This is a genomic window from Bacillus sp. MM09(2025) (genome assembly GCF_050496725.1).
GTDB classification, from domain to species: Bacteria; Bacillota; Bacilli; order Bacillales; family Bacillaceae; genus Bacillus; species Bacillus pumilus.
This window is the reverse complement of record NZ_JBNWEN010000004.1, coordinates 1846101-1869129: the sequence shown is the minus strand read 5'-3', so window position 1 is coordinate 1869129 and position 23029 is coordinate 1846101. Positions and strand designations below refer to the sequence as shown.

The 23029-nt window shown below is 41.3% G+C and carries 28 protein-coding genes and 1 riboswitch; of the genes, 3 read left to right on the top strand and 25 right to left on the bottom strand.

The window, feature by feature from the left end:
- Positions 1 to 39: 39 nt before the first annotated feature.
- The 13 genes from ACQYAC_RS15710 to acpS form a co-directional block, all read right to left on the bottom strand.
- On the bottom strand, positions 40 to 639 hold the full coding sequence (locus tag ACQYAC_RS15710) for a PP2C family serine/threonine-protein phosphatase (protein ID WP_003214034.1): 600 nt from the start codon (positions 637 to 639) through the stop codon (positions 40 to 42).
- The gene (sigB, locus tag ACQYAC_RS15705; RefSeq protein ID WP_058015397.1) at positions 639 to 1427 is read right to left on the bottom strand and encodes an RNA polymerase sigma factor SigB; all 789 of its coding nucleotides are present in this window, start codon (positions 1425 to 1427) and stop codon (positions 639 to 641) included. Before sigB ends, ACQYAC_RS15710 begins: the two co-directional genes overlap by 1 nt.
- Positions 1393 to 1881: an anti-sigma B factor RsbW gene (gene rsbW, locus ACQYAC_RS15700; RefSeq protein ID WP_012008999.1), complete on the bottom strand. Its 489-nt coding sequence runs from the start codon at positions 1879 to 1881 to the stop codon at positions 1393 to 1395. The genes sigB and rsbW overlap by 35 nt, the downstream gene beginning before the upstream one ends.
- The gene (locus ACQYAC_RS15695) at positions 1878 to 2207 is read right to left on the bottom strand and encodes an anti-sigma factor antagonist (protein WP_017358393.1); all 330 of its coding nucleotides are present in this window, start codon (positions 2205 to 2207) and stop codon (positions 1878 to 1880) included. Before ACQYAC_RS15695 ends, rsbW begins: the two co-directional genes overlap by 4 nt.
- Before the next feature lie 59 nt (positions 2208 to 2266).
- Positions 2267 to 3274 (bottom strand): PP2C family protein-serine/threonine phosphatase, encoded by a 1008-nt coding sequence (locus ACQYAC_RS15690; protein ID WP_058015396.1) that lies wholly within the window; start codon positions 3272 to 3274, stop codon positions 2267 to 2269.
- 10 nt (positions 3275 to 3284) lie between these two features.
- Positions 3285 to 3686: an anti-sigma regulatory factor gene (locus ACQYAC_RS15685; RefSeq protein WP_003214085.1), complete on the bottom strand. Its 402-nt coding sequence runs from the start codon at positions 3684 to 3686 to the stop codon at positions 3285 to 3287.
- Between the two features lie 2 nt (positions 3687 to 3688).
- Complete coding sequence (rsbS, locus tag ACQYAC_RS15680; RefSeq protein ID WP_003214235.1) at positions 3689 to 4057, bottom strand: RsbT antagonist protein RsbS; 369 nt, start codon at positions 4055 to 4057, stop codon at positions 3689 to 3691.
- A gap of 4 nt (positions 4058 to 4061) precedes the next feature.
- Positions 4062 to 4892, bottom strand: coding sequence for an RsbT co-antagonist protein RsbRA (locus tag ACQYAC_RS15675; protein WP_429943643.1), 831 nt, complete (start codon positions 4890 to 4892; stop codon positions 4062 to 4064).
- Between the two features lie 114 nt (positions 4893 to 5006).
- Complete coding sequence (gene ndoA / locus ACQYAC_RS15670; RefSeq protein ID WP_003214169.1) at positions 5007 to 5357, bottom strand: type II toxin-antitoxin system endoribonuclease NdoA; 351 nt, start codon at positions 5355 to 5357, stop codon at positions 5007 to 5009.
- A 4-nt stretch (positions 5358 to 5361) separates the two neighbouring features.
- The gene (locus tag ACQYAC_RS15665; protein WP_012008995.1) at positions 5362 to 5643 is read right to left on the bottom strand and encodes a hypothetical protein; all 282 of its coding nucleotides are present in this window, start codon (positions 5641 to 5643) and stop codon (positions 5362 to 5364) included.
- Positions 5644 to 5935: 292 nt separating this feature from the next.
- Positions 5936 to 7117, bottom strand: a complete 1182-nt coding sequence (gene alr / locus ACQYAC_RS15660; protein WP_429943642.1) for an alanine racemase — start codon at positions 7115 to 7117, stop codon at positions 5936 to 5938.
- 135 nt (positions 7118 to 7252) lie between these two features.
- The gene (locus ACQYAC_RS15655) at positions 7253 to 8269 is read right to left on the bottom strand and encodes a LolA family protein (protein WP_144463289.1); all 1017 of its coding nucleotides are present in this window, start codon (positions 8267 to 8269) and stop codon (positions 7253 to 7255) included.
- 160 nt (positions 8270 to 8429) lie between these two features.
- Positions 8430 to 8795: a holo-ACP synthase gene (gene acpS, locus ACQYAC_RS15650; protein WP_061406824.1), complete on the bottom strand. Its 366-nt coding sequence runs from the start codon at positions 8793 to 8795 to the stop codon at positions 8430 to 8432.
- 94 nt (positions 8796 to 8889) lie between these two features.
- Between acpS and ACQYAC_RS15645 the strand changes: the two genes are divergently transcribed.
- Positions 8890 to 9495, top strand: coding sequence for a rhomboid family intramembrane serine protease (locus ACQYAC_RS15645; protein ID WP_429943641.1), 606 nt, complete (start codon positions 8890 to 8892; stop codon positions 9493 to 9495).
- 57 nt (positions 9496 to 9552) lie between these two features.
- Here the strand turns inward: ACQYAC_RS15645 and ACQYAC_RS15640 are convergent, their stop codons facing one another.
- The 7 genes from ACQYAC_RS15640 to ACQYAC_RS15610 all read right to left on the bottom strand — a co-directional run bounded on the left by ACQYAC_RS15640 (position 9553) and on the right by ACQYAC_RS15610 (position 17004).
- Positions 9553 to 11052, bottom strand: a complete 1500-nt coding sequence (locus tag ACQYAC_RS15640) for a PH domain-containing protein (RefSeq protein WP_058015389.1) — start codon at positions 11050 to 11052, stop codon at positions 9553 to 9555.
- The gene (locus ACQYAC_RS15635; RefSeq protein ID WP_429943640.1) at positions 11042 to 11521 is read right to left on the bottom strand and encodes a PH domain-containing protein; all 480 of its coding nucleotides are present in this window, start codon (positions 11519 to 11521) and stop codon (positions 11042 to 11044) included. The genes ACQYAC_RS15640 and ACQYAC_RS15635 overlap by 11 nt, the downstream gene beginning before the upstream one ends.
- Before the next feature lie 110 nt (positions 11522 to 11631).
- Entirely contained in the window at positions 11632 to 13125 is a 1494-nt protein-coding gene (gene cshA / locus ACQYAC_RS15630; protein ID WP_058015388.1) for a degradosome RNA helicase CshA, read from the bottom strand.
- A gap of 165 nt (positions 13126 to 13290) precedes the next feature.
- The gene (locus tag ACQYAC_RS15625) at positions 13291 to 13629 is read right to left on the bottom strand and encodes a hypothetical protein (protein WP_058015387.1); all 339 of its coding nucleotides are present in this window, start codon (positions 13627 to 13629) and stop codon (positions 13291 to 13293) included.
- 127 nt (positions 13630 to 13756) lie between these two features.
- Complete coding sequence (locus ACQYAC_RS15620) at positions 13757 to 14449, bottom strand: alpha/beta hydrolase (protein ID WP_429943639.1); 693 nt, start codon at positions 14447 to 14449, stop codon at positions 13757 to 13759.
- Between the two features lie 27 nt (positions 14450 to 14476).
- A complete protein-coding gene (locus tag ACQYAC_RS15615) occupies positions 14477 to 15841 on the bottom strand; it encodes a UDP-N-acetylmuramoyl-tripeptide--D-alanyl-D-alanine ligase (RefSeq protein WP_429943638.1) in 1365 nt (454 codons plus the stop codon).
- An 80-nt stretch (positions 15842 to 15921) separates the two neighbouring features.
- Positions 15922 to 17004: a D-alanine--D-alanine ligase gene (locus ACQYAC_RS15610; protein ID WP_058015384.1), complete on the bottom strand. Its 1083-nt coding sequence runs from the start codon at positions 17002 to 17004 to the stop codon at positions 15922 to 15924.
- Positions 17005 to 17188: 184 nt separating this feature from the next.
- Between ACQYAC_RS15610 and ACQYAC_RS15605 the strand changes: the two genes are divergently transcribed.
- Positions 17189 to 17509: a thioredoxin family protein gene (locus ACQYAC_RS15605; protein WP_034663973.1), complete on the top strand. Its 321-nt coding sequence runs from the start codon at positions 17189 to 17191 to the stop codon at positions 17507 to 17509.
- A 346-nt stretch (positions 17510 to 17855) separates the two neighbouring features.
- A complete protein-coding gene (fbpB, locus tag ACQYAC_RS15600) occupies positions 17856 to 18005 on the top strand; it encodes a Fur-regulated basic protein FbpB (protein WP_003214266.1) in 150 nt (49 codons plus the stop codon).
- A 99-nt stretch (positions 18006 to 18104) separates the two neighbouring features.
- On the opposite strand, the gene ACQYAC_RS15595 is transcribed toward fbpB, so the two are convergent.
- From ACQYAC_RS15595 to ACQYAC_RS15575, 5 genes are all read right to left on the bottom strand, one after another.
- The gene (locus tag ACQYAC_RS15595) at positions 18105 to 18440 is read right to left on the bottom strand and encodes a hypothetical protein (RefSeq protein ID WP_058015383.1); all 336 of its coding nucleotides are present in this window, start codon (positions 18438 to 18440) and stop codon (positions 18105 to 18107) included.
- Between the two features lie 117 nt (positions 18441 to 18557).
- The gene (locus ACQYAC_RS15590) at positions 18558 to 19325 is read right to left on the bottom strand and encodes an ABC transporter permease (protein WP_169057584.1); all 768 of its coding nucleotides are present in this window, start codon (positions 19323 to 19325) and stop codon (positions 18558 to 18560) included.
- On the bottom strand, positions 19303 to 20229 hold the full coding sequence (locus ACQYAC_RS15585; protein ID WP_061406812.1) for an ABC transporter ATP-binding protein: 927 nt from the start codon (positions 20227 to 20229) through the stop codon (positions 19303 to 19305). Before ACQYAC_RS15585 ends, ACQYAC_RS15590 begins: the two co-directional genes overlap by 23 nt.
- 127 nt (positions 20230 to 20356) lie before the next feature.
- Positions 20357 to 21598, bottom strand: a complete 1242-nt coding sequence (locus ACQYAC_RS15580; RefSeq protein WP_169057586.1) for a dicarboxylate/amino acid:cation symporter — start codon at positions 21596 to 21598, stop codon at positions 20357 to 20359.
- A gap of 76 nt (positions 21599 to 21674) precedes the next feature.
- Positions 21675 to 21808: riboswitch (cyclic di-AMP (ydaO/yuaA leader) on the bottom strand.
- A 64-nt stretch (positions 21809 to 21872) separates the two neighbouring features.
- Positions 21873 to 22895, bottom strand: a complete 1023-nt coding sequence (locus ACQYAC_RS15575) for an AI-2E family transporter (RefSeq protein ID WP_169057587.1) — start codon at positions 22893 to 22895, stop codon at positions 21873 to 21875.
- Between the last annotated feature and the right edge of the window lie 134 nt (positions 22896 to 23029).

Here is a 23029-nt window from a genome sequence, read left to right as displayed (position 1 = left end):
ATCAAAAAAATCGGTAAAACAGAAAAAAGGTCAGCTATTTTACGTGAGCTGACCAAGTACATAGGTGAGATCGTCCTTCTTGTCTTGTGTGTATGTTTCAAGCTGTTTGGCAATGTCTGCAACTGAATGGCTATGCTTTAAACACATTCTCATGTTTGGCACATTCAGTCCGTCTGAATACATAATGAATGTCGATCCTTTTTCGTAGGAATAGGTATATGTTTTATATTTTCTAGGTTTCCCTGATAAGTATCCTGATGTCGGAAGTGGATAAATATAGTCGCCAGAAGGGGCATTCAAGATGAACCGAATATTACCAACCGAACAATAGGTAAATTGCTGCTGGGAAAAATTCACCTTTAATATGGCTACAGTGGCTCCGCGTTTATTTTTCATCGCCTGATTGCATCTGTCAATGAGTGTCGTCATATCCTCATGTCCATATTCTTCGACAATTTCGCTGACTAAAGAAGATGATTCATTGGCGAACTGACCGCTGCCTAATCCGTCTGCCACAGCACAAATTAGTTCTTCATCATCTGCTTTAATAAAAAAACTGTCCCCGCAGCATGATTTCCCTTCTTTATTCGATTGATAGATGATGGCATTCACATGCTCATGCTGTTCAATCTGCTTCATTACCCTAGCTCCATAGACGCATCTTCTGATAATGCATCTCGTAGCTTCTTAACTGCCTTCCGTTGCAGTCTTGATACATGCATTTGGGATATCCCGAGTAAATCGCCTGTTTCTTTTTGACTCTTATTTTGCAAATAAGTCAAATTGATAATCTCTTTTTCTCGATCTGTCAGAACATGAAGCACACTCTCAAGCATCATTTTTTGGTTGACACGTTCGTAGCCCTCTTCCTGTGAGCCGACAACGTCTAAAATGGTGACTGTACTTCCTTCAGAATCCGCCTCTACGCCTTGGTCGACAGACAGTGCTTGGTAGCTTTTGCCCATCTCCATGGTTTCCAGTACTTCTTCCTCTGTCACATCTAGGTATTCTGCAATTTCTTGGACTTTAGGTGACTTTTGCGTCTCTGTTGTTAGATGATCAACGGCCATCTTGATTCTTGGTCCGAGTTCTTTAATTCGCCTTGGTACATGGACACTCCACGTTTTATCCCGTAAAAAGCGTTTGATTTCCCCGATAATAGTTGGAATAGCAAAGGCTTCAAATGATTTACCGACGAGCGGATCGTACCGCTTAATGGCGCCAAGTAAACCAATCATTCCAACTTGTCTGAGGTCCTCATGAAAGCTTTTTCCTTTTGAATATTTTTTTGCCAGCACATCGACCAAGTTTGTATAGCATTCGACCAGCGTGAGCTGCGCCTGCTCATCTTGATTGGATTGATAGCTTTGGATAAGGCGATCCACTTCATCTTTAGTTAGTTTCATAGTTTTGGATGGTTGTGTCATGGTCAACTCGCTCCCTGTTTAAAAACTTTGTCATCGCAACGGTAACTCCGGAGTTTGCTTGCACCTCGACTTCATCCATCAATGTTTGCATTAAGTATAAACCAAGACCTCCTTCTGCCAATTGATCCACCGTATGAGCAGTTGTATACGGTCCAAGGTCTTCCTGCTTTTGCTTAAAGTCAAAGCTACCGCCTTTGTCTGCGACAATGATTTCTAGACGATCTTCGTAGACAAGAAAGCGAACAGCTACCTCTCCATCTTCACCGTCTTTTCCTTTATAGGCATGCTGAACTGCATTTGTACAAGCCTCACTGACGGCAATTTTTAAGTCTTCAATCTCTTCGTAGACATAGCCCATTCGGCTCGCTACGCCTGAAAGAGTCAGGCGAATGATGCCTACATATTCTGGTTTTGCCGGTATTTTCATCTCGATTAGATCTACTGTTTCGTTCATTGTACCCCACCCTCTGACTTTGCAGAAATGTCAATGATGTCCTTTAATCCAGTAATTTCAAACAACCTTACAAGCCGCTCTGACAAGTTCTCAAGCTTTAGTGTTCCACCTGCTTTTTGAGCTGCTTTAAACAACCCAACAAATACACCTAATCCTGTACTATCCATATACGTAACATCCTTCAAACAGATCTCTAGATGCTCTCCCGCCTCGGCTTTAGGCATGAGTGTTTCTCTTAGCTGAGGAGCAGAGTACACATCGATTTCTCCACTGACACTAATTTTCGTTTTTTGATCTATTTGATGCTCTTTTACAGACATATTCATTATGCATTCACCTCGAAATTCTTGTTTCCTTGAATTTTATATACCCGTCTATGCACTTTCTAAACCTTCCTTTTGAGGACAAGTAACGTAAAATCATCATGCAGCTGAAATTCTTGCAGCTTGAGTAAGCTGTCATAGATGGCATCCACCATTTCCTGAGCTGAATAGGACAGGTTCTCAGATATCAGGGCTTTGATATCCTCACGCTCTAGGAAGCCGTCCTCCGATTTGGATTCTGTGACACCATCAGAGAATAAGATCACCATATCTCCTACGTCCAAATGCTTCTCATACTGCTTATAGTCAAAATCTGGTGCAATTCCAAGCACAAGCCCTTTTGCATCTAAATCGTAAAATTGGTTCTCTTTATTGCAATAGAAAAAGCCCGGCTCATGACCAGCCGATGCATATTTAAATTCATGTGTTTCTTTATTATAGCTGCCATAAAGCATGGTGATAAACATACTTGGGTCTACGTTTTGCTCGACAACACGATTAAGGGTCTTTAGCACTTTAGTTGGGCCGCTCCCTGACTCTGGCAAGGAATCCATCGCATATTTAATCATCGACATACAAAGCGCAGCCGGGATTCCCTTTCCAATGACATCTGCGATCGCGATATTAATCGTATCGTGATCAGTCACAAAGTGGTAATAATCTCCACTCATCTGTTTTGCCGGTACACTGATCGCCCCAATATCGAACGTATCTCCTTCTGGAATTTTCGTCTCCAGAAGGGTTTGCTGAACATTGGCAGCAATTTCAATTTCGGATTTAATTTCTTGCTGGATGCCTCTAAGTGTTAAATGTTCCTGATAGGCAAGTCCGTACCCAATCATGACTTCAATTAAGAAGTCTAGTGAATGAAAAACATCTTTCGGCAAATCAGGGTAAAGCTCCTGAATCACTTTTCGGTGAACACTCACTATTTCTTCAGGAGGTATTTGATGCTCAATGGTTTTACGGCTAAATTTTTGAGCTTGATAAAGCGATGTTTCAGTTAGATCACTGATATAACGACTGAGCAGCTGGTGGTACCGCTGCTCCATTACCTCCTTAAAATCCATGGTTTCCCTCCTAGCGAAGCCACTTAACAGCTTGTATCTCCGTTCCTTGTTCTGGTGCAGAATCTAATTTAAATTCATCCATCAATCTTCTGACGCCCGGCAAGCCTGCTCCGAGGCCGCCTGATGTAGAAAATCCGTCTTCCATCACTTTACGTATATCCATGATGCCAGGCCCCTCATCGGCTGCGATGACTTTGAGTCCACGCTTTCCGCGCTCCATCACTTCTTCTATACAGATCTGACCTTTACCAGCGTATAAATAGATGTTTCGAGCTAATTCTGAAATGGCCGTCGTAATTCTTGCTTGGTCAACTGTTCCAAAACCAAGTTCTTTTGCAACATTGCGCCCCAATTGTCTTGCTGCGACTATATCCCATTCCGTCAATATTTTCACACAGGATTGGTCTTTCATATCTATTCCCCCAATTCCCGCTTCAGTGTCTCAAGCCCTTGTTCAAGATCTAGTGCTGTTTGAATTTCTTCCAGCGATATACCAAGTTCAATGAGCGTCACAGCGACTGCCGGCTGTATTCCTGTTAATACAACTTTTGCCCCCATGAGCTTGGACATGGTGATCACATCGCCTAATACCTTAGCGATAAATGAATCAATCATATCGACGGATGTTAAGTCAATGACAACACCGTTTGCTCCTGTTTCATGAATTTTATTCAGTAAGTCTTCTTGAAAGTGAAGAGCTGTTTGATCATCAAGCTCCCACTGTATTGAAATCAGAAGACAATTATATAATTTTAAGATTGGAATCTTCGGGTGATTTCTCAATTGGTTATCCCTCCAATGAAACAATTTTTCGATTTGTCATTTCCAAAGCAGTTTGAATTCCTTTTTGAAGGGTATTCTTTGTTGTAACCTGAGATAAATCAATTCCAAGGTTAACGATCGTTTGGGCTATTTCTGGGCGAATACCGACAAGTAAACACTTCGCTCCTACTAATCTCACAGCCTCTGACGCTTGAATAATATGGTGTGCCACCATTGTGTCTACGACAGGTACACCCGTGATATCAATCAGGACGACCTGTGAGCGATGTTTGACGACACCATTGAGCAGGTTCTCCATAATTTTTTTCGCACGATCTGTATCAATTGTTCCAACAAGCGGCATGACGGTGATGTGCTCAAATACAGGGATGAGCGGGGCAGAAAGTTCCTGCAGCGCAATTTTTTGAAGGCTGACGGTTTTTTCCCATGAGATGGAGTACTGGTTTAAGATCTCGTTATGGATGGGTGTGATGAATCGATCGATTTGCCAAATGAGGTCATGACTTTCTTCTTTTGTATCTTTGTCATCGTTCATTTTTTCATATAAATGTGTACGGATTTCCGTTAGGCCGTTTGCCAGTAACTTAAGTGATATACCCATTTGAACAATTTTTAAAGCAAGAGTTTGCACTTTTTCTTCAAACTCCTCATTATACCCCTCTGAAAGAGATGTAATGAGGAGTTGAACATACTCCGAACAGATGGTTTCATACATTTTGTCGTTCAGCATCATGTCCGTTTCTTTTTCTCCGAGTCGTTTTAAAATGTCCGTCCACTCTTTTTCTAATTCCTTTTGATGCTTTCTTGCAAAAGCTAACACGATATGATTCGACATGTTTTACCCCCTACTTACATTTAAAGCAATTCTTTAGTCTTTCTTCATTATAACGTTAATAAAAATTGAACACAAAAAAAGTTGCTCCCAATAGAGCAACCAAGTCTCAACATATTAAAAATCAATAAGAGCCAAACTAACTTGTAAGGCTTCATCAACCTTCTCCATCATCTCATCATCAAGATGTGTGATTTTATCTGTCAATCTTTGTTTATCGATTGTACGAATTTGTTCCAAAAGAATGACAGAATCTCGTTCAAAGCCGTAGCGCTTTGCATTAATTTCGACGTGAGTCGGTAATTTCGCTTTTTGTATTTGGGCTGTTATGGCTGCAACGATAGCAGTCGGGCTGAAGCGATTTCCAATGTCATTTTGAATCACCAATACCGGGCGAACCCCGCCCTGCTCGGAGCCAACAACAGGAGATAAATCAGCAAAGTAAACATCACCGCGTTTAACAATCAAATGTTTAACCCCCGCTGACTAATCGCTCAACTGTATTCTCAGCCTCAAACTCTGCGTATTGTGCTTCTGAAGAGATATTCAGATTAATTTTCGCCATCTCCATGTAGCCGCGTCTCATCGATTCACGATTTTGTCGAATATTACGTTCACGAATATACGTTTTTGTCGCTCGGTAGATCAATTCATTTCTTGTTACCTTATCCTGCTCTGCTACTCGTTCGATCTCAGACATTAAAGTCTCCGGCAGTCGAATCTTCATTTCGTTTGTTGCGCTGGATTCAGACAAAAAACATACACCTCCACAAAACTTACGGATACCGTATCGATCCATTCCAAGACTAATCATACCATTATTCAATGCACAAGCAAAGCTGTTTTTTCATGATTTCTTATTAGAACATGAAGCGGCTCGCCACCCGTAAATCAAGATGATAATGGAGTTCCTCCTTCCCATTATACGCCTTTTTCCGAAAATCATACGGTATTTCCAAAATCTCTAAAAAAGGGAGAATGTTTACCCTACTTTTGTCGAATAAAAAAGAACGAAGTCAGTTTGACTATCGTTCTTTTGAATGTGTTTATAAAAAACTTGGCCCGCCTTGAAGGAGCGGATTCCGTACATGCACTCTTTTGCCGTCTTCTATATATACTCTTGGAACACGGTGGCCAATCGAGCACGTGACTTCATAGTTAATGGTTTCAAGCCTTTTGGCGATTTCATCGACTGGTACCATGTCTTCTCCTTGCTTACCAATTAAAACGACCGGCTCCCCTACTGGAAGCTTGTCTTTCAGTTCAACCATGAATTGATCCATACAAACCCTTCCGGCGATCTTCCGGCGCTTTCCGCCAACAAGTACTTCCGTTCCTGCCAGCTTCCGGATCCATCCATCTGCATAGCCAACTGGAACCGTGCCGATCCACGTATCTTGATTGGCTGTATACGTTGCCCCGTAGCTGACACTCTCACTCTTTTGAATGTGCTTCACATGGGCAAGTTTTGTATGAAGAGACATAGCTTCTTCGAGCTTGAAAGGCAGTTCATCCTTGATTTCTTCTGACGGCGACAGCCCGTACATACTGATGCCGAAGCGAACCATATTAAACAAGACGTCTTTAAACCTTAGACCTGCTGCACTGTTGGCGCAATGAACAAGCAGCTTGTCCGTATGAAGCGGCTCAAGCAGTGTTTGAAAGGTGTCGACCTGTCGATCAAAGTAGGCCTCATCCTTTTCATCTGCTGTCGCAAAGTGAGTAAATACGCCTTCCAGCTGTAAATAAGAGTGCTCGCTGACAAGCTTTTTCACTTCGTTCACTTGCTCAATCGTTTTCACACCTAATCTGTTCATTCCGCTGTCTATTTTCAAATGAAATCGTATAGGCTGTCCCATCTGCCCTTTCATCATGTTGGTGACGTCTCTCAGCCAATCGATGGAGTATGCAGTCATGATGACATTGTATCGAACGGCGACTTTGACATATTCCGGCGGTACAGCGCCGAGTACCAGTATTGGTGCTTTGATGCCTTTATTTCTTAAAGAAACGGCCTCATCTAAAAAGGCGACGGCTAATACGTCTGCTCCTGCTTTGAGAGCAGCTCTTGCCACTTCTATATCTCCATGTCCATATGCATTGGCTTTCACCACAGCCATTAGTTGAACACTTTGACCGATATGATCTTTCATATGTGAAACATTATGCTTGATTGCTGATAAATTAATTTCTGCCCATGTGTCTCTATAAAAGGCATTTGTGTCCATCCGTCACACTTCCCTATTGAATGATTCAATCCCCTCATATGATACTAAAAATCAGGAATAAAGTGAAACAAATCAAAGAAAATCAGCCCTTGTATAGGGCTGATGTTTCATTTCTAAGGCTCTCGCCTGAGGTATTTATTTAGCTGATTGGCCTTCTACACTCTTTGCAACCATCAAGAGCTCTTCCTTCGATAGATCACTTGAAGAAATCAAGTAGTCCACTCCGTCAGATGTCCATGAAAGGGATTGATCTGTGAGAACCCCAACTGTCATGCCAAGGTCGACTGGCTCGCCGTTCATTGTCACAGGCGTAGATGCTTCAGCGACTCTCGCTTTTTCCTGAATGAGTGTGAAGGATTTCTTTCCGCCATACGTCATCACATAACGCTTCCCGGCATCTGTCATCATTTCTTTCTCTTCCATCTTTTTCACACCCTCTGGCATGTCAACTGGTGTTTTCACCGCAAAGCTGTCAGATGGGTCTGCACTTGTGGCAACATCCATTTGAGAGAGTGTCATGTTTTTCTTCTCATCAAATGCATCTTTGTCGAAGGATTTATTGAATTCAAAGTGAGAGAATTCCACTTTCACCATTGGCTTTTTGTCGCTATCCAGCACTTTCACACTGGCAGGCGCCATTGTTTTTTTATGAAAGATAATCTCTTGGGTAGGCAGCATTTGGTTGTGCTGATAATTGGTTTTGGTTTCGAACACATACTTTGAATCTTTCGCTTTGAACTGAGCGGCACTGTCATTCTTAATATCCTTCACGAGTGACTCAAATAAGTAGACCTGACTGCTATTATTTGGCCAATCACTGTGGAAACGGAAGCTCTTGTTCAATGAAGGTGTCAGCACAAACACACCATTGCCATTTCTTAAAATGACTTGACTCTGATCCTTTTTCGGATTTTCTAAATAGACACGGTAAAGTTCCGGCTTCTTGTACCAAATTTCTACCTGATACTCCTGCGGGTCATTTCCTGTCTCAATGGTCATTTTTGCTTTGGCTTTGTATGATGTCATTTCCTCTGCCTTTTTGTTTAAATCTCCAACGATATCCTTCTGAGATTTTTGACCGCATGCGGAGAGAATCAGTACAAAAAGGATTCCCGTTACAAGCAAAACAAAGCTTTTTCTCACCCTTTTCAACCCCTTCGTTAATTGTGTTAAAAGGAAGAAACCGCTTGTTTGACTTTAACAGTACGCCTCAAGAGTTAACTGCGTACCGCGAACCATCAAAGCCTGTTAGCAACTCGCCCTTCCTTATCGCACTACCCAATATATGAAGAGGGGACAAACAATATGCAGACTAGCTTGACAACCTTTCAATTAAAACTTGTGCTGCAGCATATTCTTTCGTGTGAGTGATGGAAATATGAACCTGATCACCCTTCGTCTTTTCGCTTTTGATGAAGGGTTTTCCATGTTCGTCTTTCTGGATTTCCATGTCATGAAAGCTTAAATACGAGCCGATTCCCGTTCCGTATGCTTTAGCGAAAGCTTCCTTTACTGCAAAACGTCCCGCCAAAAATTCCAGCTGCCTCTTTTCACTAAGTGCGTGAAAGATGTCTTGTTCACTTAACGTTAAAATTCGTTCTGGCAAACGGGGCTGTCTACTAAGCACGCGCGCGAGCCGGTTAATCTCTACTATATCAATGCCTATTCCTTTGATCATGAGGTACCTCCTATGATACTTGTACTAATTTGGATGTTCTCTTCATAAACGTGTTACTATAAACTTACCATTATCTAGTCAAAAGGGGTTTGTTATGTTTATTCGAACGGAGAGCTTTCAACAATTTATTAGATCGTATCCAATCGTCACAACGATCCTTGCTTTGCAATTTGGTCTATGGCTTATATTCGCGCTTCCTATCCCTCTTATACAGCTTGGTCACGACCATCTCGTCGGTTTCAATTATGGTGTAGCTGCTGGAGAATGGTGGCGGCTCATCACACCTGTTTTCCTTCACGGAAGTCTGACCCATATTTTGTTCAATTCTATGTCATTGTTCTTATTCGCTCCAGCGCTTGAGCATTTGCTTGGGAAGGTTCGATTTCTGATCATCTATCTTGGTGCAGGGTTCATTGGCAATCTCGGAACCTATTGGGTCGAGCCTTTAGAGTATGTACATGTCGGCGCTTCTGGTGCGATCTTCGGTTTGTTTGGCGTTTATTTATACCTTGTTCTATTTAAACCGCATATGATGGACCGCGGCAATTCTCAGGTAATCTTAACGATTCTTGCAGTCTCTGTCATCATGACGTTCGTCAACTCAAACATCAATATCATGGCTCACTTATTTGGATTGATCGGCGGCATGCTCCTAGCACCTCTTACGCTATTTTTCCATTCAAAAAAAAGACACTGTTAACCTCATAAAAAATGTCGATCACTCCAATGAACAGGAAGCGGATCGACATTTTTGTGTTTAAGTTGATTTATTTTTTTCATACGAATACCAATCCATTACACGTGCTGCATCTTCTTCCTCAAGGTGATGCACACCAAACGAATCAAGCAGCGCAGAGGATTTCACAAAAGTGTGAATACTCGCCACTCGGCCTTTCTTTTGGAAGAAAGATTGCGTCATCGTATAGTTTTGCATTCGTTTTCTCAAGACAATGCCAGTGGTTTTGCCAATGCCTCTTGATGTCAGTTGAATCAATGGATCTTTGATCGTATAGCCTGATTGTTTATAAGCTAAATAACCAAAAACCAAAGCAATCGGAAGCGGAATGAGGGCCAAATACCCCCATGGCGGAAAACGGACAGATAGGATCACGCCGACAAGTAATGGCACAAAGCCGAAAGAGATCAGGTAGCGCTTGAGTGAACGCTTTGGCACCTTTTTCAGCTCAGATTCTGGCTCCAAATGATAATCATCTGTGAATTGAGAGAGGAGTTCGTTGATTTTTTTCTTCCGAATCAGTGGAAATAAGACGGAAGAGGTTTCTTTTTCTGTAATAGAACCTCCTGCACTCACAAGCATCACCGTCGCAAAGCCAAAGGGTTCACGAAGAATATTTTCTTTGATTTTCACTGCTTGAATTCTCGCAAGCGGAATGGTCATTTGATGCCTTTCGATGAGCCCTCTTGTGATGATGATGTCTTTCCCTTTTCGTTTTGCGTTAAAATTCGCATATTGAAGGGCTGTTACCCCAACACTAAGAATCCACGCAATCAATACGGCAATAAATATGAGAATCGCATAAATCTCAATACTCGCATGACTTAAAAAAGAAAACCGCTTGACGAATCCGTCCAAAGGAAGAATTTCATCTATTTGTGTGTAAATAGCGAGACACCCAGAAATAATGACTCCAATCCCGCTTGAAGTGGTCGCAGCCAAAAGCAGCTCTGGTATACCCATCCGGTAGGAAACATTGATTTCTTTTTCTACAGGTTGCTGCGCTGTCAGAGGATCATGCGGGACAGCTCCATTTTCATCCACCATTTCTTCTTGCTGCAAGCTTTTCTTCCGATTGAAAATCGATTGCTTTAATTGTTCCGCTTCTGCTTTTGTAATCGCCGTCAGACTCACTTCTGGACCGTCTGTTCCTCCAGCTGTTTCGATTTGAACCCTCACCAAACCAAAAATTCGCTGGAAGATACCTTCACTTGTATTCACCGTTTGAATTCGTTCTAACGAAATATATTTTTTCTTTTTTGTGATGACGCCCGATTCCACGCGAAATTCATCATCTTCCATTCGGTAGGTGAAGCGCCTCCATGCTAAAACAGTTAAAACAGCTTTCCATAAAAGAAGCACACCAAGAATGATAAATGCATAAAAACGAATGCTCGAATTCGAGTTCACAAAAATAAGCACGAAAAAAGGGATAATGAAGTTTTTGATCATGGATACGGCATCTGAAATAAAATCAATGAACATCGAGATTGGATGTACACGTTTTGGTTCAGACATCATCTTCCGTCACCCTTGCTAAACGAGATATGTAATCACGAAGCTCATCTGCTTCTTCTAATTCTAGCGCCGGTATATCATGAACTGTGGCAGCAGTCGATATTTGAACAGATGCCAAACGGTAGCGCCTTAAAAGCGGCCCTTGTGATGTATCGACATGCTGGACACGCACCATCGGTACAATCACACGTGTGACACGAATGAGCCCATGCTGAATTTCAATTTCATTTTCGAATACTTCGTAGCGCCAGATGCGATGACGGATTTTCGGTATAAGCCAAATGCCAAAAATGACCTGTAAGACCCATAAACCGACGAGGATGGCGCCAATCCAATATGGCCATTGAAGATAATAACTAGCAACAAATACCCCAATGATGATGAGTAAGAAAATCAATGAGATAATTCCATTTTGAAGACGCCATACCTTTAAACCATTTAAACTAATTTGACGTTGCGGCTGTTTTCTCACATTCTTCCCCCATTCTCTTACTTTTCTATCAATATATTACGAAAGAAAGCCTAAAAAGTTTCAGTAAACCTGTTAAAAAAAGCGAACCCTGCAAAGGATTCGCTTTTGAATTAGTTGTTATAAGATTTCTTTTGACGGCGATCGCTAGAAGAACGATTGCGGTCATTTGAAGAACGCTTTTTATCACCGTAAGATGAACGGCTTTTCCCGCGATAGCCGCCGCCTCCGCCGCCACTCTCTCTACGTTTAGAAGAGCTGCGGTTGTTACGATTGCGTTTTGAAACCATTGGTGCTTCATCTGTCAAACGAACAGGCGTTGCATCCGGTTCTTTTGTCATCATTTTGATGGCAGCCGCAACCACTGTGACAGAATCATGATCTTCTAGCAATTCAGCAGCAGCTGTCATGTAGAAGTTTAAGTTGTTTTCACTGATGATTGTGCGCAGACGATCAATAGTTACTTGCTGTTGACCTTCAATTGCTTCATCTAGAGTTGGTTCTTTCATACGTTCCATTTTACGTTTAGTCGTTTGCTCAATCGCACGAAGCATATCTTTTTCACGCGGTGTGATGAATGTCACCGCCATACCTGTACGTCCAGCACGTCCAGTACGTCCAATACGGTGTACGTAGCTTTCTGGATCTTGTGGTACGTCAAAGTTATACACGTGTGTTACGCCTGAGATATCAAGTCCACGTGCTGCAACGTCTGTTGCTACAAGCACATCGATTGAACCTTCTTTGAATTTACGAAGCGCAACCATACGTTTCGCTTGAGTCAAGTCACCATGAATTCCTTCAGCTGTATAACCTCTAAGGTTAAGTGCTTCAGTCAATTCGTCAACGCGGCGTTTTGTACGGCCGAAGACAATTGAAAGCTCAGGTGATTGAATGTCAAGAAGACGAGTCAATGTGTCAAATTTCTTACGCTCGTGGATATCCAAGTAGAACTGTTGGATGTTAGAGACAGTCATTTCTTTTGCTTTTACTTTTACGTGTTCTGGGTTTGTCATGAAACGTTCTGCAATGCGCTTAATTGGTGCAGGCATTGTCGCAGAGAATAAAAGTGTTTGGTGTTCACTTGGTACATTTGAAAGGATCGATTCAATGTCTTCGATGAAACCCATGTTTAGCATTTCGTCTGCTTCATCAAGCACAACAGTTTCAACATTTTGAAGACGCATTGTACGACGGTTAATGTGATCGAGTAAACGTCCTGGAGTCCCTACGATGATATGAGGATTTTTCTTGAGCGAACGGATTTGACGACCGATATCTTGTCCACCGTAAATCGGAAGTACGCGCGCACGCTTGTCTTGGCCAATTTTGTATAGCTCTTCAGATACTTGAATCGCTAATTCTCTTGTTGGCGCAATGATAATCGCTTGGATATTTGGAGACGCTGGGTCGATTTTTTCTACAAGAGGAATACCAAACGCTGCAGTTTTTCCTGTTCCTGTTTGTGCTTGTCCAATGACATCTTTATTCTGAAGACCGAGAGGAATTGTTTCCGCTTGAATCGGTGTTGCTTCTTCAAATCCCATGCGGTTAATAGCTTTCATGAGACTTTCGCTTAATTGAAAATCTTGAAACGTTATAGTCAAATTATTCAAACTCCTTCTAATTGCTGTTTCAGTAATCTCGTGAATGATCATTAAAAACTGCCCTTTTCTGAAAGGACAGGTCCATTATATACAAAGCCCGAATTACCCTACCTTATATCTTACCATTACACTATTTGTTTTTCAACAAGACAGAAATGGATATATCTACTGTTCCACAATGACAGATTCACCATCACTTTGATCGCCATCCATCCATTTCCACTTTTCGAACAGTTGAATTTTTCCGTTATCCAACTGATTAGGTGTAGAATTGCAAGACCCGCTTCTCATGCTGCCGTCTTTGCTGACATGGTGGTACCTAAAATGAAGTGTTCCATCCTCATTTACAGTTCCTACAAGTACACCAGATACAATACTGCCGCCTTGATACGTGCCCGTTAATATATTCCCGTCCTGACGATATTGAAATACGGTGCCTACCGATACTTCTCCGTTACTCGAATTAGACTGCGGGACAAAGGTTTTTCCGTCATATTGAAACAACCGAATCAACCACCTTTTCTTTCCTATTGTACCATAGGCTTGTCACTCATTCGACAAAAATGATGTAATTTTTAACAAGTGGGATTCAATTTATATTAGTTTAGCCACATTTTCGCTTTTCTATAGATTAAATTGTTTTTTTTAGAAATTCCTCTACTTTTTCAAACAATTGCTGTGCACATGGCTCGTGACAAACATGATGTTTACAATCAGGTAAATAAAACATTTCTTTCTGACGGGACGGGATTTTATGATCAATAAATTGTGCACTAGAAGCTGGCACAATCCCATCGCTTTCCCCTTGAACAATTAACACAGGGAGGTGAAGTTTCTCAAGAGAGCTCTTCGTTTGCTTCACCAGCTTCATAAATTCAACAGCGGCTGACAGCGGTGTGCTCGTTAGCTTATGACGGTATCTATCATACAAAGGGTTCATATCAATTAGCCCAGACAATGATTCTTTCACCATCTGCCTTGTGTCTTGAATCATTTGTTTTGGATTCACATATTTCGCCGCAGCACTTAAAAGGACGAGACGAGCAACTGGATACTTCGCTGCAAGATAAGCAGCAATCATTCCTCCCATAGAAAACCCGATCAAAAAAATGGTATCACATGTTCGGTAAAGAGAAAGAAGTTCTAATTCAGCTGTCGCAATCCATTCTTGATAGAGAATACCTTTTAGCTGAAGTTCATCTCCATGCCCCGGAAGCGTGACAGAGTGAACATTCCAATCTGTCTTCTGCTTTAAATATTGCGCTAGCGGTTCCACTTCATAGGGGGCGCCAGTAAATCCATGTATACAGAGACAGCCAATCATTCTGTCACCTTCTTTGCCGCTCTCTTTTTATAGTGCAGTAATGATTTCTTCTAATCTCATGCCGCGTGAGGCTTTGACGAGAACAACATCGTCAGGACCTGCTACGTCAGCAAGTTTTTTCTTCAGTTCCTCTTTGTCCATAAATGAGAACACACGCGCATCACCGAATGATTTCTTTGCTCCTTCAGCGATGAATGCACCTAGGCGGCCATATGTCATCACATGATCGATAAATTCAGGCTTGATGTAGCGGCCTAGTTCATAATGATACGTTTCTTCTTCGCTACCCATCTCTAGCATGTCTCCAAGGACAAGAATGCGATTTGCGAAGCCGTCCATATCTCCTACAAGATCAATGGCAGCTTTCATGGAAGTAGGGCTTGCATTATATGCATCATTGATAACAGTGATTCCTTTTTCTGTTTTAAACAGTTCAAGACGCATTCCTGTTAATTTTGTTTGCATGAGTCCTTGGGCAATTTGTCTTTCATTCAGTCCGAAATGCTGACCTATGGCAATGGCAGCAAGGGCATTCTTCACATTATGTTTCCCTAATACAGGAATGAGAAACCCCTGGGCATACCCTTCGACCTGAAATTCAGTTCCTTCTGCAAGCTGGTTGATATGCGTTACCTTGATATCACAGTCCTCTGATTCTCCAAAGGTTTTCACTTGCTGCGAAAGTACAATCGCTCTCTCGCGGATCAAGGGTTCATCACCTAAATAATAAAAGGTGCCATCCTTTTTAAGCCCTTTTGTGATCTCATATTTTGCATCAGCAATGGCTTCTCTTGATCCTAAATCTTGCATATGAGATTCTCCGATATTGGTGATGACTGCTGTATCAGGCTCAGCTAGGTTTGACAAGAACTCGATCTCTCCTTTTGCGCTCATGCCCATCTCTAATACAGCTATCTCTGTACCTTCTGGCATCGCAAGAATGGTGAGCGGAAGACCGATATGATTATTAAAGTTACCGTCTGTTTTATGAACTTGATACGTTGTTTGTAAGACGGAATGAATCATATCTTTCGTTGTCGTTTTCCCGTTACTTCCTGTAATACCGACAACACGAGGGTTTTCTTCTTTTAAATACGATTTTGCCAATTGCTGAAGTGCTGCCAGAGTATCATCGACAAGAATGACAGGTACGCCTTCCGGTGGATTGGTTTCTTTTTGATTCCAAAAAACAGCTGCGGCTCCAAGCTCCACTGCTTTAGAAGCAAATGTGTGACCGTTAAAATGTTCTCCAATTAGGGGGATAAACAATGCACCTTTTGATACTTTTCGTGTATCTGTTGTCACTCCGTGAATTTGCTCTTCGCCAAAAGCTTGATTAGATAGTGTCCCACCAGCCATTTGGGCGATTTGTTTCACTGTACGTTTGATCATGATTTTTCGCCTCTCTTTCTCATTTCACGTTTGAAGGAAAAGAGACACTACCTAAGGATAGTGTCTGCTTGTTGCTCACATTAAAAAGTCGTTTTAATGGTTTGTTTTTCTTGATGGCGTTCAATTGCAAGTGACACTAGCTTTTCAATGAGCTCTGGATACTCTACACCAGTGTGCTTCCAAAGCAGCGGGAACATACTGAATGGTGTGAATCCAGGCATTGTATTCACTTCATTGATCAACACTTCACCTTTTTCTGTGAGGAAGAAGTCTGCACGTACAAGACCCGAACCATCTAGGGATTTAAATGCCTTAATCGCCATATCATGAATCGTCTTGTATTCATCCTCTGACACACTTGCAGGAATGATCAAATCTGTATCGCCATCTTCATATTTTGCTTTGTAGTCATAAAAATCTGTTTTAGGTGCAATTTCACCAACGACAGAGCATTTCGGCTCGTCATTTCCTAATACACCAATCTCGATTTCTCTTCCTACGACGCCTTCTTCTACGACCACACGACGATCATATTGGAAAGCTAAGTCGAATGCGGTTTGCAGCTCTTCTTTGCTGCGGCATTTGCTTATTCCAACACTTGATCCCATGTTGGCAGGTTTTACAAAGCATGGATAGCCAAGTACTTGTTCTACCTGTTCTAAGCTGTCTGGTGTGGCTTTCTCATAGTCTTTTTTATTGAAGGAAAGGTGCTTCGCTTGTGCAAGTCCTGCTTGAGCAAAAACATCTTTCATCATGACTTTATCCATACCCGCGGCAGAAGCAAGAACGCCGTTGCCGACATATGGGATATTTAGCAGTTCAAGTAATCCTTGCATCGTTCCATCTTCACCATTTGGCCCGTGCAATAATGGGAAGACAACATCAATCTTCTCATCAGCGGATGCAGGCTGTGGAAACATGCTCTCATTTAAAGAAGTTGGTAAAAACGCCTTAGCATTCTGTTCAAATTGAAGCATTCTGACGTTTGATACTGGTTCAGTGAGTTTTTCTCCTCTTAGCCATTCGCCCTCTTCTGTAATATAAATTGGATGTATATCGAACTTCTCAGTGTTAAGTGCTTTTGTAACTGCAAGGGCTGTTTGCAGTGATACATTATGTTCGGCTGACTTTCCGCCGTAAATCAATCCTAAACTTATTTTCAATGGATACTCCCCCCACTAAAATTCATCTTTACTATCTTATCACTTTCAAGCAAAAATGCTCTAATTAATTTTTTGTTGTTACGGAATTGAAATGATTTGTAAAGTTGTAAGCGCCTCCCGAGCATTTGTATGTCATTCGCCTTTATTTTATATTAAAATGACATTGAAAAGGAGTTGTGACAAATTGAAAAAAATCACAAGTACTGAACAATTCAATGAAATCATTCAATCTGACAAAGAAGTCATCGTTAAATTCTTTGCAACATGGTGTCCTGACTGTACAAGAATGGACATGTTCATTCCAGACATCTTAGAGGCATATGCTCACCATGAATGGTTTGAAATAAACAAAGATGATTTCCCTGAATTAGCAGAAACGTATCAGGTCATGGGTATTCCAAGCCTGTTAATTTTCAAAAATGGCGAAAAAACAGGTCATTTACACAGCGCAAACGCAAAATCACCTGAAGAAGTGACAGAGTTTCTTCAAGGGCACGTTTCTTAAATCGTGAAACGAAGGACATCAGCTAACACTTGCTGGTGTCTTTTTTTCTCCATCCCTTACATCAAATCTCCTCATAAGACGATTTGCTCAATCAAAACGTTTCAACGAGCGAAAGAATGTTTTATATAGATGCTTCTCTTACGACAAGAAATGACAGGAATTATTTCCTGGGAAAGAATGAGCGTCGACTAGGCATCGAATTTGTCGATTACGTGAATTTTCTGAATATAATCTTTACTTCCGACATTGCGCTTTGTATAATAGAGGTGCTAATTGAAAATGATTATCAATTTCATCTATGTGGAATCCTATAGACGGCTATTCTTATAAAGGAGCGATGAGTCACATGTCTAAGAAGAAAATCAAAACGTATCAGCAATTGATTGAAGAGAACAAGAAAGCCATCATGCGCGATCCTAAAATGATGGAAAGTATATACGAAACCATCGACAAAAAGCATCAGAAGCAGCTTGCAGCTGCTGGACGCGAATCATAAACATAAGGGGGAACAGTCAAAGCTGGCTGCTCCTCTCTTTTGTCTTTTCCAACAAAAAAAGCCGATAAAATCTATGCTTTGATTTTATCGGCTTTTGTTTTAATGTGATTTCGCTACACGGTCCTGCTTCATTCCTAAATAAATGAGCATATATGTGAGATAACCCATTGTCATTGTTAAACCACCGAAGAAGAACTGAGAAAAGACAGGCTCCTCAAATGTTGTGACAGCAGCAAGAATGATCCAGCTCGCATATAAATAAACCATGAACCATTTCATGTTTTTTTTCAGTGTATACAGAAAGAAAAGACCCGCTAACGAAAAGATTCCCAGCGCTAGTCTGAAATAAATAAGATGATCAAACTGGAAGGCAAAAGACACGAACGAAAACGATAGCAACAACAAAATAGGTAAAGCCGTAATGAAATTTTTCACGATAGTGCCACCTCCAAGACTCCCTCTTATTATAAGACAAAATCAGCCGGTTATCGTGAAATGCAGACTCGTTTTCACAAAGATGTCACGAATTTTTCTTGTTATTTGACACAATTTTTACACATTTACATCGCGCTTCCAAAAAAGAACCCAAGCCGTTCCAACAAAGAAAACAAAATGCGCCCCTACCATAAATAGAGAAAACAAAGGGCTCATGCCATGGAAGGGCGGCGGTCCTTGAAAGCTGTACTGAGTAAAGTCCGTATTAGCAAAAAGCAGGATTTTCCCCCACTGATTTTCTAAAAGAGACATAATAGGCACAAGTGATTTAGCCGCATATAAAACAAAAAACGAGGTCACAAGCGCAACGAGGCTGTTCCTAAACAAGCTGGAACACATAAAAGCGAAGCTTGCCATCATCAACACTTCCACCCACTGAGATCCGATCACAGCAAACGTATGCTGAAATAATCGTCCCGTACTTTCGTCAAATGCAGTACCAAAGAAAATAAAGCCAAATAGGAAAGCAACTGCATAATAAAAAACAAACAAATAGATGACCATCATCACAAGTGTGATGTATTTTGACAGGAAAATTTGCAGCCTTGTTTTGGGCCGTATCAATAAAAACTTGATCGTTCTTTTTTGAAATTCTGTTGAGATCAAGGTCGCGCCAACGACAACCGCGAGCACCTGTAAAATAAATACGACGTTTGTGGAATAAGCAAAATAGTTGGCGACAGTGTCTTGTCCACCAAAACTGGAAATGACTCGTTTCAATGCTAGAGCCATCGCCAATTGAAACACAACGATCAATCCAAGGGCAATGAACGTGATCTTTTTCCTCGTAATTTTCTTATGCTCATTCTTGATGAGTTGAAGCATCTGCCGTCCCGCCTTCCGTCCATTTCATAAATGCCTCTTCAATTGATGGCTTTTGAGGTGTCATTTCAAGTACATCAAACCCAGCCAGTACAAGCTGTTTGTTCAGCTCAGGCACTTGCTCTTTGTTCAATTGAAGTAAAACATGCGATCCATTTCGTTCATATGTATAGTCATGTGTCTCGAGCCACGTCACTGCCTTTTCCACTGGCTGAATATTCATGAGCATCTGTTCTTTTCCCTCTATGTCCCGAAGCATGGCACTGGCTTTGATCTGTCCTTTTTGAATGATGATCATGCGGTCACATAGCTCTTCTACCTCATGCAATAAATGTGTAGCAAATAAGACGGACGTTCCTTCTTCTCGTACTAACGATTGCAAGTGCTCCCTGAATTCCTTCATACCGGCAGGATCAAGTCCATTTGTCGGTTCGTCTAAAATGAGGAGGTTCGGCTGATGTAATATGGCTTGTGCAATCCCAAGCCTTTGTTTCATTCCCAGTGAATATGTCTTCACCTTCTGATGAATGGCGTGCTCAAGACGAACTCTTTTGACCACTTCCTGCATTCGTTCCTCTGTCACTCCATCGTGCATTGCCGCATACAGTTCAAGGTTTTCAAAGCCTGTTAAATAAGAATAAAATTCGGGGTTTTCTATGATTGCACCAACAGATGACATTGCGCGTAAGAAATCCTCATCCTGTGAATATCCATTGATCATGATTCGCCCGTTGTTTTTTTTCATCAAGCCAACGATCAAACGAATCAAAGTTGTTTTTCCAGAGCCATTTGGCCCTAGTAAGCCGACGATTTCCCCCTTCCCTATTTCGATCGATATATCTTGTAAAACCATTTTCCGGCCAATTCGTTTATCGACTTTCTCTACTTTTAGAACAGCAGACTCCAACGTGGTTCCTCCTTCTGATGTAAAACCTTTGGCGGCAAATAAGGCCGCTCATTCTGTTAAAAGTATATCACGCAAGACAAGGGACTCCATGAAAAAAAGGGCTGATCAAGCCAGCCCTTCTTTTACATTACATGGATAGATTCGGTGATGCTGCGTCTTTCTCGTGTTTTTTCTCCGTTTCTGTCACAATCACCGCACATGCGGCGTCACCTGTAATATTGACAACGGTTCTTGCCATATCTAATAAGCGGTCAATACCAAGGATAAGCGCAATGCCTTCAACCGGAAGCCCAACCGAATTTAATACCATTGCGAGCATGATCAATCCTACTCCCGGTACACCGGCTGTCCCGATACTGGCTAATACGGCGGTTAATACAACTGTGAGCATTTGCATGAGCGTTAACTCCACACCAAACACTTGTGCAATAAAGATGGTTGCAACCCCTTGCATAATGGCTGTCCCATCCATATTGATCGTAGCGCCTAAAGGCTGCACGAAACTAGAAATCGGCTCAGGTACTTTCAATTTCTTTTGAGCGGTTTCCATAGATACGGGGAGAACCGCACTACTGCTAGACGTACTAAAGGCTACGACCATCGCAGGCGAAAAGTCTTTAAAGAATGTAAATGGGTTTCGTTTTGCAAATAAAGCCAAAGTTGAGCCATATGTGAGAAAGAAATGCACCAATAGTGCTACTAATACGACTGTAAAATACAGCCCCATGGCTTTAATAGCCTCAAGACCTTGGCTCCCGATAGCCGTCACAATTAATCCAAATGTCCCGTATGGAGCAAATTTCATGACCACTCCTACAAGGTACATCATGAGTTCATTGCCTTGTTCTAATATTTTGAGTAATCCTTCTGTTTTTTTGCCTAGCACTGCAATTCCTAGTCCTAAGAATACACAGAAAACAATGATTTGCAGCATATTTCCTTCAACTAAAGATTGAACTGGATTTGATGGAATGATGTTTAATAAAGTGTCTGTCGTAGATGGTGCTTCTTGAGGTTCGTATTCAGCCCCTTTAGTATCAAATGAACCAAAGGAACCCGGCTTGATTAATAATGCTAATGACATCGCAATGATAATAGCGAAGGTTGTGGTCAGTAGAAAATATAAGATGCTTTTTGCTCCAATACGGCCCAGTTTTTTTGGATCTCCGAGGCCTGCCACACCAAGTGTAATGGAAAAGAAGACGATTGGCACAACCAGCATTTTGATTAGATTTAAGAAGATTTGACCAAGAGGTGTGAATAGATAAGGATCTAACGTTTTGAATACATTTGGAGCGAAAATGTTAAGCAGAAGTCCCGTGATTGCACCCACAATAAGGGCAATAATAATTTTTGTAGCTAGCTTCAATAAAATCTCCCCTTCCTCGTCAAAAAGACCCACGAGAGAGTTTTCACGTGGGTCTGCGTTCCTTACATATACCACCGTTTACTCTCTTCACGCCGATGAGGTTAGCTGACGGGTTAGGACGAAGAGATGTCCTTTTTTCTCAATAGAGAAAAATTCACCCCAAAAACATGGGTCCCCCATTCCTTTAGAAGGATTAAGCGTGTGGTTATTATGATATTTTCATACTATTTATACCTTATTTTTAGAAAATTGTAAACAGGTTCAAATGAACTTTTTAACTACTTTCCTCCTTGTTGGTGACCTCCAAAATATCTAGGATAAACACAAAGATTGGTATACCAATAATGAGACCCCATATCCCAATGTAGTGTTCAGAGAAGATCAGCACAACAAATGTGAAGAAAATAGGGAGTTCTGTTTTTGCTGACATAAGCTTTGGGTTTAAGAAATAGGCTTCAATCGCATGGATGATGACGATCACAAGCACGATATACAGGACATACATGCCGCCCCCAAGCGTATACGCAATGATGCTGAGTGGAATAAGTGAGATGACCACACCTGCCACTGGGATTAAGCCTAGCAAAAAGACCATGACTGCTAATCCAAATAATTGCGGGAATCCCATAATGCCTAGGGCAATGGTTGTTAAGACACAATTAACAGTTGCAATAATAAACTGTGCTTCGAGAACCTTTCCAAACGTTCTGGAGAATTTACGTCCAAAGAAGGCGATTTCATGGTAGAACACAGAGATTTTACTCGTTTTGAACTTGTTCATGAATTGAATGAGGCGTTCTTTTTCGAACAGGAAGAACATGCTTAATATTAAGGACATAATGACCTGGATACTGAACGTACTGAAATCTGTTAAGTATGTATAGAGGAAATTAAACCCTTTCTCAAAGTAAGCTGATATTTTAAAATCTCCGAATACGTTGGTGATGACATCAAAGAAGGGTAAATTTTGTGGATGATCTGCAATTTTCTTTCCTAAATGAAATAGTTGCTCCACCTGTTTGGCGATGATTGGCACAAACACGAATCCGCCAAACGTCAATCCACCAGCCAAAAGAATATACAAAATGGTAATAACCGATTTCTGCCCTATTTTCAGGAAGCGACTTAAAAAGCCTCTAATGACCTCTTCTAACCGATTCATCAAAAAGGTGAATATGAAGGTCAAGAGAATTAAATTCATCATTCCTCTTAATAGATATAAGGCTGTGGCTAATACTACAAATACAGAAAACCGCTTAACACCGGGTTTTTCGAACAATTTTAAAAATGCTGCCATTACGTTACACACCTGCCAGGACTAAAGTCTATTTTTCATTGGATCTGATATACATTATATCGGATCTTTCTGTAAATTATATAACAAAAGGTCAATGAGGTCTTACGATTCGACCTAAATTTATCAAGCTTTAA

Bases quoted from the DNA above. Each gene is read 5' to 3' on its own strand.
- ACQYAC_RS15710 (WP_003214034.1), bottom strand. From the start codon at position 639: ATGAAGCAGATTGAACAGCATGAGCATGTGAATGCCATCATCTATCAA.
- sigB (WP_058015397.1), bottom strand. From the start codon at position 1,427: ATGACACAACCATCCAAAACTATGAAACTAACTAAAGATGAAGTGGAT.
- rsbW (WP_012008999.1), bottom strand. From the start codon at position 1,881: ATGAACGAAACAGTAGATCTAATCGAGATGAAAATACCGGCAAAACCA.
- ACQYAC_RS15695 (WP_017358393.1), bottom strand. From the start codon at position 2,207: ATGAATATGTCTGTAAAAGAGCATCAAATAGATCAAAAAACGAAAATT.
- ACQYAC_RS15690 (WP_058015396.1), bottom strand. From the start codon at position 3,274: ATGGATTTTAAGGAGGTAATGGAGCAGCGGTACCACCAGCTGCTCAGT.
- ACQYAC_RS15685 (WP_003214085.1), bottom strand. From the start codon at position 3,686: ATGAAAGACCAATCCTGTGTGAAAATATTGACGGAATGGGATATAGTC.
- ACQYAC_RS15675 (WP_429943643.1), bottom strand. From the start codon at position 4,892: ATGTCGAATCATATCGTGTTAGCTTTTGCAAGAAAGCATCAAAAGGAA.
- alr (WP_429943642.1), bottom strand. From the start codon at position 7,117: ATGGACACAAATGCCTTTTATAGAGACACATGGGCAGAAATTAATTTA.
- acpS (WP_061406824.1), bottom strand. From the start codon at position 8,795: ATGATCAAAGGAATAGGCATTGATATAGTAGAGATTAACCGGCTCGCG.
- ACQYAC_RS15645 (WP_429943641.1), top strand. From the start codon at position 8,890: ATGTTTATTCGAACGGAGAGCTTTCAACAATTTATTAGATCGTATCCA.
- ACQYAC_RS15640 (WP_058015389.1), bottom strand. From the start codon at position 11,052: ATGATGTCTGAACCAAAACGTGTACATCCAATCTCGATGTTCATTGAT.
- ACQYAC_RS15620 (WP_429943639.1), bottom strand. From the start codon at position 14,449: ATGATTGGCTGTCTCTGTATACATGGATTTACTGGCGCCCCCTATGAA.
- ACQYAC_RS15615 (WP_429943638.1), bottom strand. From the start codon at position 15,841: ATGATCAAACGTACAGTGAAACAAATCGCCCAAATGGCTGGTGGGACA.
- fbpB (WP_003214266.1), top strand. From the start codon at position 17,856: ATGTCTAAGAAGAAAATCAAAACGTATCAGCAATTGATTGAAGAGAAC.
- ACQYAC_RS15590 (WP_169057584.1), bottom strand. From the start codon at position 19,325: ATGCTTCAACTCATCAAGAATGAGCATAAGAAAATTACGAGGAAAAAG.
- ACQYAC_RS15575 (WP_169057587.1), bottom strand. From the start codon at position 22,895: ATGGCAGCATTTTTAAAATTGTTCGAAAAACCCGGTGTTAAGCGGTTT.